Here is a 13026-nt window from a genome sequence, read left to right on the forward strand (position 1 = left end):
TCCTCATGGCTGGGGGTCGGGACGCGGTGTTTCGATGCCTGGGAAACCGGACGAGGAAGGGCCCCCATGCTTCTCTTCCGTCTGCTGGTCCTCGGCAACTCCGTTTCCGCCTACGGCAGTTATCTGAATCTGGTGGCGGTGAACGTCTTCGTCTACCGGACCACCGGAAGCTCTCTCGCGGTCGGCGCCTTCATGGCGCTCCGGCTGGCGGCGACGGTGGTCTCCGGGTTCATCAGCGGGGAGCTCGTCTCGCGCCACGACCGCAGGAAGATCATGGTTGCGGCCGATCTCCTCCAGGCCGCGGCGCTCGTCGGCGCCCTGCTGACGTCCCGAGAAGCACGGCTCGTCGCGTTGTACGCCTTCGCCCTGGTGACCGGGGCGTGTGCCACGGCCTCGCAGACAGCGCTGCGCAGTGCCGTCCCGGAGATGGTGGGCGCCGCGGAGCGGGTCGGCGCCAACGGGCTGGTGGCCACGGGCAGATCGATCGCGATGGTGGCCGGTTTCTCGTCGGCGGGGGTGCTGACCGCCGCGTACGGCTACTCGGCCGCGCTGGTCGTGGATGCCGGCACCTTTCTCGTGTCCGCCGCCGTCCTGTCGCTGCTGCCGCTGCGCACCCGGGCCGACCAGGCGCTGCCGGGCGCAGAGGGCGAGGCGGGCGAGGCGGGTGGGGAGGAGACGAAGCGCACGGGTCCCGGGGCGCTCGTTCTGCTCCGGGCCTTTCCGGTGGTCGCCGTCCTGATCGCCGTCCGGGGCGTCGACGGGCTGGGGTCCTCCTCCCACAACGTCGCCCTGCCCGTCTATTCGGCGATCCGGGACGCGGCTCACCCGGCCGCGTTCATCAGCTGGTTCTGGGCGACCTGGGCGGTGGGGAACGTCGTGGCGCAGCAGTTGTGCCGGCGCCTCGCGCTGCGGCGCGGCCGGCCGCCCGGCGAGCGGGCCTTCGCGCTGGGCGCGTGTGTGATGTCGGCCGCGTTCATCGCCGTGTTCAGCACGCCGCCGACCGGGCCGGCCATGGGCCTGGCACTGCTCGCCGGCATGGCCGACGGTTTCACCGAGACCGTCTACGTCAGCCGCCTGCAGGAGACGCCCGACCACTGGCGCGGACGGGTCTTCGGGCTGTCCGCGGTCGCCGAGAACACGGGGTTCGGCCTGGGAATGCTGCTGAGCGCCGCCCTGTTGGAGCGGTCCTCCCCGTTCGCCGTGGTGGGCGTCTTCCACGGTCTGGCCATCGCCTTGTGCCTGCTGCTCCTGGCCTGGCTGCAGCAGAGGCGGCGGCGACGCGGCGGTGGACCGGTCGACACCGGCGCCCGCGCGTCGTACAGCGGCCGCACCGTCCGACCGGTACTGACCGAGGGGACGGACGCGTGACGACCGTGAGTTCGGCCCACGTCGCCGTCATCGGCCTGTCGCTCCGCTTCCCGGGCGCCGATTCCCCCGAGCGGTTCTGGGACAACGTCCGCACCGGCACGGTGTCCCTGCGGCACTTCAGGCCGGGGGAGCTGGAGGCGGCCGGTACACCGGCCGCCGTACGGGCCGATCCCGAGTTCGTGGCCGCCGGCGCACCGCTCGGGGACGTCTCCGGCTTCGACGCCGAGTACTTCGGGATGAGCCCGCGGGAAGCCACGATCACCGATCCCCAGCACCGGATGTTCCTGGAGTGCTGCCAGCACGCGCTGGAGGACGCCGGGTACCCGCTGGAACGGGACGGCCTGAGCGTGGGCGTGTTCGCCAGCACCGGACACCACCTCTACTCCATGCAGAACTACCTGCTCAACAACGTCCTTCCGGAGGGGATCCCCGACGACTGGGTCTCCCGTATGCAGACCATGGTCGGCAACTACCCCGACTTCACGGCGACCCGCGCCTCCTTCCGGCTCGGCCTGACCGGGCCCTCGGTCAACGTCCAGACCGGCTGTTCCAGTTCACTCGTCGCCGTTCAGCTCGCCGCCCGGTGCGTCGTCCTGGGGGACGCGGACCTCGCCGTGGCCGGGGCCACCGCCGTCCACGTCCCGCAGACGCTCGGCTACCGCTTCGTGAAGGGGTCGATCCTCTCCCGCAGCGGTGTGCTGCGCGCCTTCGACGCCGCCTCCGACGGCACGGTGGGCGGATCGGGCGTGGCGGCCGTGGTCCTCAAACGGCTGGACCGGGCGCTCGCCGACGGTGACACCGTGTACGGCGTGATCCGCGGCTGCGGTGTCACCAACGACGGTGCCGCGAAACGGGGTTACGCCGCGCCCAGCTCCCTCGGCCAGTACCGGGCCATCCGGCGCGCGTTCGAGGCGGCCGGGGTCGACGCCGCGACCATCGGCTACCTGGAGACGCACGGCACCGGCACGTTCAAGGGCGACCCCATCGAATTCGAGGGCGCGGTACGGGCCTTCCGCGAGGACAGCGATCTGGTCGGGCACTGCGCCCTCGGGGCGACCAAGGCCAACATCGGTCATCTGGACGTGTGTTCCGGGCTCGCCGGACTGATCAAGGCCCTGCTGGTGCTGCGCCACGGGGTCATTCCGCCCCTGGCGGGTTTCACCGCGCCGAATCCGGCACTCGCGCTGGCCGGCAGCCCCTTCTACATCCCCACGGAGGCCCGGGACTGGCCGCGGGGCGACGTCCCGCGCAGAGCCGGGGTCACCTCCCTGGGAGTCGGCGGCACCAATGTGCACATCGTGCTGGAGGAACCACCGGCCCCGGCCCCGCGTGCCTGCGACGCCCCGCCTCCGCCGCCGGTGCTGCCGCTGTCGGGCCGTAGCCGGGCCGCGCTCGCCGCCAACGCCCGCGCGTTCCGGGACCGGCTGCGGCGCACCCCGGAGGTCGACATGGCCGACCTGGTCACGACGGCGGCCCTCGGACGCCGGTCGCACCCTCACCGACTCGCGGTGCGCGGGGCCACTCCCGGGGCGCTCGCGGACGCCCTCGACCGCCATCTCACCGGTGGCGCGGCGTCGGCCGCCACGGGAGTGGCGTCGGAGGGCGCCTTCCCCGGCGTGGCGCTGCTGTTCACCGGGCAGGGCGAGGTGCACCCGGGCACGGCCGGACCGCTGTACGAGCGGTTTCCCGTCGTACGGGACGTGCTGGACCGCTGCGAGGAGCTGTACCGGGCGGAACACGGCGCCTCGCTCCTTCGGTCCATGCGGGCTCCCGGCGCGGTGGAGGGGACATGGCCCTCCTCGTCGGCCCAGCCCGCGCTGTTCGCCCTCCAGTGCGCGCTCACCGCGCTCTGGGCTTCCTTCGGCATCGAACCGGCCGTCACCGCCGGGCACAGCCTCGGCGAGTACGCCGCCCTGTACGCGGCCGGCGGCCTGACACTGACCGACGGACTGCGCCTCACCGCGTGGCGCGGCCACCTGACCGAGCGGCTCGGCGCACCCGGTGGCATGGTGGCCGTGCACACCGACCGGGCGGCCGCCGCGGAGTACGCGGCCCGGGAGCCCGGGGTGGAACTCGCGGCCGTCAACGGGGAGCTGAGGCAGGTGCTGGCCGGTCCCGCGGCCGCTGTGGACCGGTTGTGCCGGACGCTGGACGACGCGGGCGTGGCTCACCGCCGGCTGACCGTGGACCGGGCCTTCCACACGGCGCTCATGGACCCGGTCCTGGAGGAGTTCCGGCATCGGCTCGACGGGCTCGCCTTCCGGCCGCTGCGGGTGCCGTTCGTGAGCGCCGTGGACGGGGCCGCACGACCGGCCGGATGGCTGCCGGACGCCGCCTACCTGCTGAACCAGGCCCGGCGGCCGGTCCGCTTCGACCTGGTGCTGCGGGAGCCCGCCCTGCGCGGCGTCGGCGCGCTGATCGAGGCGGGTCCGCGAGGCACCCTGTGCGCACTGGCCCGGGAGGCGCTGCCGGACGTGCCGGCGCTGCCCAGCCTGCCCCCGCGCGGACGGCTCGAAGCGCTGTGGGAGGCGGTCGCGGCCTTGTACTGCGCGGGCGCGCCCCTCGACTGGCGGACGCTGCTCGACGGCTGTGACGGGCGGCGGATCTCCCTGCCCGGCTACCCCTTTCAGCACAGGAAGTACTGGACAGGACCGGCGCCGGCACCAGACGGCGCCGAGGAATCGACGAAGGACGGGGTCACACCCATGGAATCGTGGTCGGTCACCCAGCGCGTGCGGCGCCGCATCATCGAGGTCACGGCACGTCACCTCAACTACTCCGACGCGGAGATCGCCCCGGACACGTCGTTCTTCGACCTGGGCGCGGACTCCCTGCAGATGATCAACGTGCTGCGGGAGCTGGAGCAGGAGCACCGGGTGAAGGTGACGATGCGTGAACTGTTCGAGGAGGCCACGACGCCTCGGCAACTGGCCGAGCTGATCGTCGGCCGCAGCGAGGGGCCGGCGCCGGAATCCACCGCCGGCACGACTCCGGAACCCGTGCCCGCCACGACGCCGGAACCCGTGCCCGGCACGGCCTCCGTCTCGCCCCTGCGACCGGTGCCGAGCATGTCGCCGTCGCCTTCGCCGTCGCCTTCGCTGTCGCTGTCGCCGGACGCCGTCCCACCCCGGCCGGCCTCGGCCGGCCACGAGGAGTGCGCGTCCCGGCGTGAACTGGTCGACCTCACCCGGCAGGTCATGCAGATCTCCCAGATCCAGCTGCAGCTGATGAACCAGCTGACCCAGATGCTGGCCACCACGACGCCCACGGCCGCCCCGGTCCACGGGAACGTCGTCAGGTGACCGCCCCGACGTCCCTCGGCGCGGCCATCGACCGGGACCTGGCCGCCATGACCGAGCTCGCCCGGCGGATCGACAGCCGGCTCGGCGTTCCCGGCGACCCGGAACCGGGACCGTCCCCCGCGCCGGGCGCCCCACCCGCCGTGCACGGCCCCCGGGTGACCGTCCCCCGTGGCTCCGGGATGGCCGGCGGCTCCGCGTCGCCCCGGCAGCGGGCGCACCTCGACGACCTGGTGCGGCGGTACACGAGCAGGACCCGTCGCTCGAAGGAGCTCGCCGCCCGGCACCGCCGGGTGCTCGCGGACAGCCGGTCGGTGGTCGGTTTCCGCAGCAGCACCAAGGAGATGCTGTACCCGATCGCGGCGAACCGGGCGAGCGGGGCACACCTGGAGGACGTCGACGGCAACCGGTACGTCGACATCACCATGGGCTTCGGGGTACTGCTCTTCGGCCACGAGCCGACATTCGTCACCGAGGCCGTACAGCGCCACCTCGCCCGGGGCATCCGGCTCGGCCCGCGCGCCGAGGAGACCGGCGAGGCCGCGGAGCTGCTGGCCGGTCTCACCGGCATGGAGCGGGTGGCGTTCGCCAACTCCGGTACGGAGGCCAACTCCGGCGCGCTGCGGCTGGCGCGTGCGGCCACCGGGCGCGGCCTGGTGGTGACCTTCCACGGTTCGTACCACGGCCACGCGGACAACGTGCTGGGCCGCGGCGCCCCCGCCCCGGGCGGCGGGCCCACCGTGCCCGTCTCACCCGGCATCCCGCGCAGCGCCGTCGCCGATCTGCTCGTGCTCGACTACGGTACCGAGCAGGCGCTGGCCACGATCGAGGAGCACGCCGACCGGATCGCCGCCGTGGTGCTCGAACCCGTGCAGAGCCGCCACCCCGCGCTGCGGCCCGTCGCGTTCGTGCGCCGGCTGCGGGAGCTGACCCGGCGCCACGGCATCGTCCTGATGTTCGACGAGATGCTGACCGGGTTCCGGCCCGCCCTGCGCGGCGCGCAGGAACTGTTCGGCGTCACACCCGATCTCGCCACCTACGGCAAGCTGCTCGGCGGCGGCTACCCGATCGGTGCCATCGCCGGCCGCGCCGACATCATGGACGGCGTCGACGGCGGGTTCTGGGAGTACGGCGACGACAGCTACCCCCGCACGGACACCACCTTCTTCGGCGGGACGTACATCCAGCATCCGGTGTCCATGACGGCGGCCCGCGCCGTCCTGGCCCATCTCAAGGAGCAGGGGCCGGGTCTCCAGAAGCGCCTGAACGCCCGGACGGACCGGTTCGCGACCGAGCTCAACGGCTTCTTCACGGACGAGGAGTTCCCGCTGCGGCTGGCCCACTTCGGCTCGATGTTCCGGTTCGAGCACCAGGCCGACATGGAGCTGCTGTACCACCACCTGATGCTGCGCGGCGTACACGTCTGGGAGTGGCGGAACTTCTTCCTGTCCACGGCGCACACGGACGAGGATCTGACGGCGGTCACCGACGCGGTCAAGGGCTCCCTGCGCGAACTGCGCGACGCGGGGTTCTTCACCGCCACGAAGCCTCGCCCGCTGCCGAAGCCCCACCCCGAGCGCCTGGCGTCCCCGGCGGCCCTCGCGGCACCCGCGGCTCCGGTGCTGACCGGGGCGGGCGGCGCCACCCCCGACTTCAGTCTCTACTTCTTCGGCGACTATCCCGAGACCTCCAGCCCGCAGGACGGTTTCGAACTGCTCCTGGAGGCCGCCCGGTTCGCCGACGCCCGGGGTTTCCACGCCGTATGGAGTCCCGAGCGGCACTTCCACTCCTTCGGCGGCCTCTTCCCGAACCCGGTGGTCCTCGCCGCCGCCCTCGCCCGCGAGACCTCGCGGATCCGGATCAACGCCGGATCCGTGGTCCTGCCGCTCCACGACTCCATCCGGGTGGCGGAGGAGTGGTCGATGGCGGACAACCTGTCCCGAGGGCGTGTCGGCATCGGCGTCGCGAGCGGCTGGCACGCGGGCGACTTCGTCTTCTTCCCGGGCCGCTACGACCGCCGCAGGGAGACGACGTACGAGCAGGTGGAGGAGGTCCGGCGGCTGTGGCGCGGTGAGGCGCTGACGCGCGGCGGCGGCGACGGGCAGCGCGAGGTGCGGTTGTTCCCACGGCCGGTGCAGCCGGCGGTGCCCATGTACGCGGCCGTCGTCGGCAATCCGGAGTCGTACGAGCTGGCGGCACGGCACGACCTGGGGATCGTCACCAACCTGATGGCCCAGAGCGTGGAACAGCTCGCCGAGAACATCGCGCGGTACCGCAAGGTCCGCGCCGAGCACGGTCTCGATCCCGCCGCGGGCCGGGTGGCCGTCCTGCTGCACACCTATCTGGCCGACGACCACGCGACGGCGCGAGCGGAGGCGTACGAACCGCTGGCGCGCTACATGCGGTCGTCGCTCTCCCTCTTCGCCGGGGTGGCCGACAGCCTCGGCCACCGGGTGGACCCGGACTCTCTCGGCCCCGACGACCTGGACGCCCTGCTGCGCCGCGGATACCGCCGTTACTGCGACCAGCGGGCGCTGATCGGTACGCCCGCCTCGGTCGCGCCGGTCGTCGACGCGGTCGTCGCCGCCGGTGCGGACGAGATCGTCTCCTTGGTCGACTTCGGACTGTCCGCCGACCGGCTGCGCGCCGGACTCGACCGGCTCGACGAGTTGCGCGCCTCGTACGGGCGCCGGGCGGCGGCCCTGAGCGCGGGGGCGCCGCTGTCCGCCGCCCGGCGTGCGGTGTGCTTCGTCGAGCGGATGTTCCCGGGCAGACGGCTGTACAACGAGATCAAGGCCGTACGCCTGGACGGCCCGTTGGACGTCTCCGCGCTGCGTGCGGCGCTGCACGGGCTCGTGGCGCGGCACGAAGCACTGCGGACGGTGTTCCGCGACGTCGACGGCGAGCCCCGGCAGTTCGTGCTGCCGGCCGCGGTGCCGGACTTCACCGTCGTCGAAGGGCCCGTCGAGGAGGCGCTGAGGACGGAGGGGGCGCGCGACTTCGACCTTGCCGAGGGACCGCTGTTCGCGGCCAGGCTGGTCCGGTCGAGCCGGGACGAGCATGTGCTGGTGCTCGTGATGCACCACATCGTCGTGGACGCCGGGTCCGCGGCCGTCATCGCCCGCGACCTGTCGGTCCTCTACCGGGCCGCGCGCACCGCGGAGCCCGCCCGGCTGCCGGAACTCGCGCCCGGTCACGGCGCGGGGGCCGCCGAGCCCGTGGACCACGAGGCGGACCTGGCGTACTGGCGGAAGACGCTGGACGGGGAGCTGCCGGTCCTGGCCCTGCCGGCCGACCGGCCGCGGCCGGCCACGATGACCGGACGGGGCCGTTCCCTGTTCCGCGCCCTCGGCCCCGAACTCAGCCGCGAGCTCAGAGAGTTGAGCCGGCGGCACCGGGTCACCCTGTTCATGACCCTGCTCGCCGGGTACGCGTCCGCGCTCCACCGCGCCACCGGCCAGGACGAACTCGTCGTCGGCACACCGGTGTCCGACCGCCCCGCGGGCGCCGAGGACCTGGTGGGCTTCTTCGTCAACACCGTCGCGCTGCGCCTCGACCTCTCCGGCGCCCCCTCCTTCGCCGAACTGCTGCGGAGGGTGCGGGGCACGGCCCTGGACGCCTACGACCACGCCGCGGTGCCGTTCGAGACGGTCGTACGGGTCGTCAATCCCGTGCGGTGCACGGACCGTACGCCGGTGTACCAGGCGCTGGCCGAGTTCGAGACCGGCGATCCCTTCCGCCTCGACCTGCCGGACGTCCGCGCCGTGCCACTGGAGACCGGGTCCGACCGCGCGCTGACGGACCTGGCGGTGTACTTCACCGACTGCCCCGACGGCGTCCGCGTCCGGCTGGAGTACAGCACGGACCTGTTCGACGAGGCGACCGTGGAGGCGTTCTTCGCCTCACTGCGCGAGATCCTGACCGCGGCCGTACGCGAGGCCGGCCCGCCACCGGGCATGCGTCCGCAGGACCGGGAGGACACCACCGTCCACGGGCTCGTCGCCCGGCGCGCCGCGGCGCATCCCGAGCGCACCGCCGTGGCCGACGGGGCGACGGTGCTGAGCTACGGGGAGCTGGACCGGCGTGCCGGGCGGCTGGGCGCGGTGCTCCGTGCCCATGAGGCGGACGGGCCGGTCGCCGTGCTGCTGCCCCGGTCGGCGGAGCTGGTCGTCGCCCAGCTCGGCGTCCTGAAGTCGGGACGTGCGTATGTGCCGCTCGACCCGGCGCTCGGCTCGGCGCACACGCGGCGGATCCTCGCCGACTGCGGTGCTCGGCTGCTGGTGACCTCGGACGACTTGCGGGAGCCGGCAGGACCGCTGACGGGACTCACCGTGATCGATGTCGCGGAGGCAGGGGACGCCGGGCCGGTGCCGCCCGTGCACGAGCAGCCGTCGGACTCGCCCGACGACCCCTGCTACGTCGTCTACACCTCCGGCACCTCCGGCAGCCCCAACGGTGTCGTCGTCACCCACCGCAATCTGCTCAACCTGTGCCGCTGGCACCACCGGTTCCTGGGCGTCTCGGGCGAGGACCGCAGCGCCCTGGTGTGCAGCCCCGCCTTCGACGCCGCCGTGCTGGAGATCTGGCCGGCGCTGACCGCCGGCGCCTCCCTGGCCGTCGCCGACGAGGCGTCCCGCCTCGATCCGCCGGCCCTGGCCCGCTGGTACTCCGCTGCCGGCGTGACCTTCTCCATCCTGCCCACCCCGCTGGGCGAGGCCGTTCTCCAGCTGGATCCGGCGCGGCAGCCCGCCCTCAGGCAGTTGCTGATCGGTGGGGACGTCATGCGGCGCAGGCCGCGGCCCGGCACGCCGTACCGGGTCTTCAACGTGTACGGGCCGACCGAGGGCACCGTGCTGGCCACCGTCGCCGAGGTCGCCCCCGCGCCGCCCGGCGCCGACGCCGGGCCGGTGCCCATCGGACGGCCCATCGACGGAGTGCGACTGCGGGTGCTCGACGCCGGGGGCGGGCCGGTTTCCACCGGGACCGTGGGGGAGCTGTACCTCGCCGGCGCCGGGGTCGCGCAAGGCTATCTCGGACGGCCGGAGGAGACCGCCCGCCGGTTCCTCCCCGACCCGGACGACCCCACGGGTGCGGGACGGCTGTACCGGACGGGCGATCTGGTGCGGGAGCAGGCCGACGGTGTGCTGGAGTTCCACGGGCGCGTCGACGACCAGGTGAAGATCCGCGGCTTCCGGGTGGAGCCGGAGGAGGTGTCACGGGCCCTGCTCGCGCTGCCCGGAGTCCGGGACGCCGTGGTGACGGCCCGCCGGGACAGCCGGGGGGACGCCTGTCTCGCGGCGTACGTGGTCCTGTCCGGGCCTGCGACCGGGCCGGACGGGGACGAGCGGGCGGCGGCCGACCGGCTGTGCGCCGCGCTGGCGGAGCGGGTCCCGGACCATCTGGTGCCACGGGCCTGGTCGTTCCCTGCCGCGCTGCCCGTCACCGGCAACGGGAAGCTGGACCGGGCCGCGCTGCCGCCGCCCGATCTGGTGGCGTCCCCGGTGGCGGCGGCCGACGTGTCCCTCCCGGTGCGGGCATCGGACGTCAGGTCCGTCCCGGTGCCGGAGCCGGAGGAGACCAACATCGGGTCGACGGAGCTGCGGGTGCGGCTCATCTGGTCGGCGGAGTTCGACGTCGGCGCCGACGAGATCGGGCCCGACACCTCGTTCTTCGAACTCGGCGGCCACTCGATCACGGCCATACGCCTGCTGAACCGGGTACGGGAGGCCTTCGACACCGACTATCCGATGGCGTGCTTCTACCGGGCGCCGACCGTGCGGGCCATGGTGGCGCGGCTCGCCGGTGGCGGCGACGACGGGATCGTGGCCGGTGCGGAGGCGCCGCCCGGCGACCGGGCGGAGACCGGCGAGGGCGCGGGGACCGGCCACGCGGAGTGGACCGGCGAGGAGGGGTGGACCGGCGAGGAGGGCGGCGCCGAGGCGAGGGCCCGCGCGCGTGTGGCGGGCAGTCTGTGAGCCGCCCGGCCGGCGCGGCTCGTGCGGCGGACGCGCCCGGTGGCGCCCCGGCCGACCGGATCACCGAGCTGGTGGTACGGCTAGCCGAGGCCGACGTGCGGCTCTCGGCGGACGGGGCACGGCTGCGGTACGACGGGCCCGCGAGCGCCGTGACAGGGCCGCTGCTGACCGAACTGCGCGAGCTGAAGGACGAGTTGCTGGTGCGGGTCGAGACCGGGCGGGTGCTGCGGAGCGGGGCCGCCAGCCGGGAGCAGACGCGGTACCTGGCCCTGCACGAGGAGCTGCCGCTTCCCCAGGTGCTCAATGTGCCCTTCCGCGTCGACCTGGAGGGAGCGCTGGACGTCGGCGCCCTGCGCGGTGCTCTCGCCCGCCTGGTGCTGCGGCACGAGTCGCTGCGCACCCGGTATCGCCGGAACGGGGCGCGCCGGCTGCAGGAGATCCTCGCGCCGCGCCCGCTGGTCCTGCCCGTCGAGGACCTGACGCGGGACGCCGACCCGGGGGACAGCGCGGGGCGGATCGCGTCGCACGAGGCGGCCGTCGCCTTCGACCCGGGCGCCGGCACCGCGCCGAGGCTGCGGTTGCTGCGCACCGGGCCCCGGGCCTGGACGCTGCTGCTGGTGCTGCACCACTCCGGCTGCGACGGCTGGTCGGTCAGCCTGTTGCTGAGTGAACTGGCAGCGCTGTACACGGCGTTGGTCACGGGTCGGCCGGCCGGCCTGGATCCCCGGCCGCCACAGCCGCTGGAGTACGCGCGGTGGCAGGGCGACCGGGCCGCGGACCCGGCGACGGCGGCCCGCTGCCGCGCCTACTGGGCCGGCCGGTTGGGCGGTCTCCCGGCCGGGCATGCGCTGCCGCTCGACCGGCCGCGGCCGAGGCGACTGAGCGGTCTGGGCGGCACGGAGCTCTTCACCGTGCCGGCCGGGACCCTGCGGGCCGTGGCCGCGTGCGCGGCGCGTCACCGCACCTCGGTGTTCGCGGTATGCGCCGCGGCTTTCGGCATGCTGCTGGGCCGGCTGTCGGGGAGGCCGGAGCTGCCCGTGGTCGTGCCCTACGCCAACCGCGACCGCAGGGAGCTGGAGAGACTCGTGGCCTGCACCACCGCGCCGTTCGTCCTGCGGCTCGCTGCGGGGGAGGAGGCGGATCTCGGCCCGCTGGCGGCCCGCACCGGGCTCGCGGCCCTGGAGTCGGTCGACCGGCTGCTGCCGCTCGGGGAGGTCGAGCAGTGTCTCGCGCCCGGGACCTCCACGGGAGCGGCGCTGCCGATCAGCTTCCACTTCCAGAACTCGCTGGAGATCGGGCCGGAGCTGACCCTGCCCGGCCTGGCCGTGACCGTCACCCCGGTCGCCGGCCCGGCCTCCCGCGACGAGCTGGGGCTCGGACTGATTCCGGTCGGCGATGTCCTGTCCGGGTACGTGGAGTTCACCACGGACCTGTGGGATCCGGCCACCGTGCGCGGCTGGATCCGTGACTACGTGGCGCTGCTGCACCGCGCGGCGAGCCGCGGAGCCGTCTCGTGACGTCGTACGGCGGTCCGGCCCGGGGGCCGGGTCAGCCCTGGCGGCTGAGGGCTCCGGCGCGGCGGACGGCCGGGCTCGACTGCCCGCGGGAGAAGAGGGACCCGGTCACCCTTCGCGCGAAGGCCGTCAGTTCGCTGCGGTCGTTCAGCCCCGTCTTGCGACGGATGACCGCCCGGCACTCCTCCACCGTCCGCACGCCGATGTGCAGCCGGGCGGCGATCTGGCGGTTGGTGAGCCCGTTGGAGATCAGCTCCAGCACGTCCAGTTCGCGCCGGCTCAGCCCGGCGACGGGCTCGACCGGTTCGTCGTAGAGGAGTTGGCCGACGAGTTGCGGGTGGATGTACATGCCTCCGGCGATCACCGCGCGGACCGCGGACTGCAATTCCGCGATTCTGCTGCCCTTGGGAATGTATCCATGGGCGCCGGCCCGTATTGCGGACTGCGCAGTGACGATGTCACCCTGCGGACCGGCGACCAGAATCCGGAGTCCCGGATTTCGGTTGAGCGCATCCGGAATCTCGGCAACGAGATCCATGCCGTGCAGACTGGTTCCCGCGATGAGGAGCCCGGGTGGCGTCGAAGCAAAGCTGCACCGGAGTTCCCGGATGGTCTCCACCTCCGCCACGGCGTCGAATCCACACCGTTCCGCGACGAGGCGCAGACCGTAACGGATGAGCGGCAGGTCATCCGCGACGACAGCTCGTTTTGCCAGGCCGTCTGCCAATTCCGCACCGCGCATGTAGGACCTCACAAGGTGTTTTCTCGTTGAACGTCCGCAGCTTCAATCGTCCGTCACTTCGCTGTCACCGGTCCAGCGCGCCCCGGTGGCAGCAACTGGCCTGCAGTGTCACGCCACTGGCCATCCGG

Annotated in this window: 5 protein-coding genes; 4 read left to right on the top strand and 1 reads right to left on the bottom strand. The window is 73.6% G+C overall.

All coding sequences use genetic code 11. The features are described 5' to 3' along the window. The first annotated feature begins 66 nt into the window (after positions 1-66). Genes BG482_RS07600 through BG482_RS07615 form a run of 4 tightly spaced genes read left to right on the top strand, consistent with a single transcriptional unit; the run spans position 67 to position 12159 of the window. A complete protein-coding gene (locus tag BG482_RS07600) occupies positions 67-1368 on the top strand; it encodes an MFS transporter (protein WP_069768118.1) in 1302 nt (433 codons plus the stop codon). Further along, a complete protein-coding gene (locus BG482_RS07605) occupies positions 1365-4670 on the top strand; it encodes a type I polyketide synthase (protein WP_069768119.1) in 3306 nt (1101 codons plus the stop codon). The genes BG482_RS07600 and BG482_RS07605 overlap by 4 nt, the downstream gene beginning before the upstream one ends. Further along, positions 4667-10642 (top strand): non-ribosomal peptide synthetase, encoded by a 5976-nt coding sequence (locus BG482_RS07610; RefSeq protein ID WP_069768120.1) that lies wholly within the window; start codon positions 4667-4669, stop codon positions 10640-10642. Before BG482_RS07605 ends, BG482_RS07610 begins: the two co-directional genes overlap by 4 nt. Further along, entirely contained in the window at positions 10639-12159 is a 1521-nt protein-coding gene (locus BG482_RS07615; protein WP_069768121.1) for a condensation domain-containing protein, read from the top strand. Before BG482_RS07610 ends, BG482_RS07615 begins: the two co-directional genes overlap by 4 nt. 31 nt (positions 12160-12190) lie before the next feature. Here BG482_RS07615 and BG482_RS40655 read toward each other — a convergent pair whose 3' ends face one another. After that, positions 12191-12898 carry a response regulator transcription factor gene (locus BG482_RS40655; protein WP_079141659.1) on the bottom strand — a complete coding sequence of 236 codons (708 nt, stop codon included), beginning with the start codon at positions 12896-12898 and terminating at the stop codon, positions 12191-12193. Positions 12899-13026 lie beyond the last annotated feature (128 nt).

This window comes from Streptomyces sp. LUP30, from assembly GCF_001746365.1.
Classification (GTDB): Bacteria; Actinomycetota; Actinomycetes; order Streptomycetales; family Streptomycetaceae; genus Streptomyces.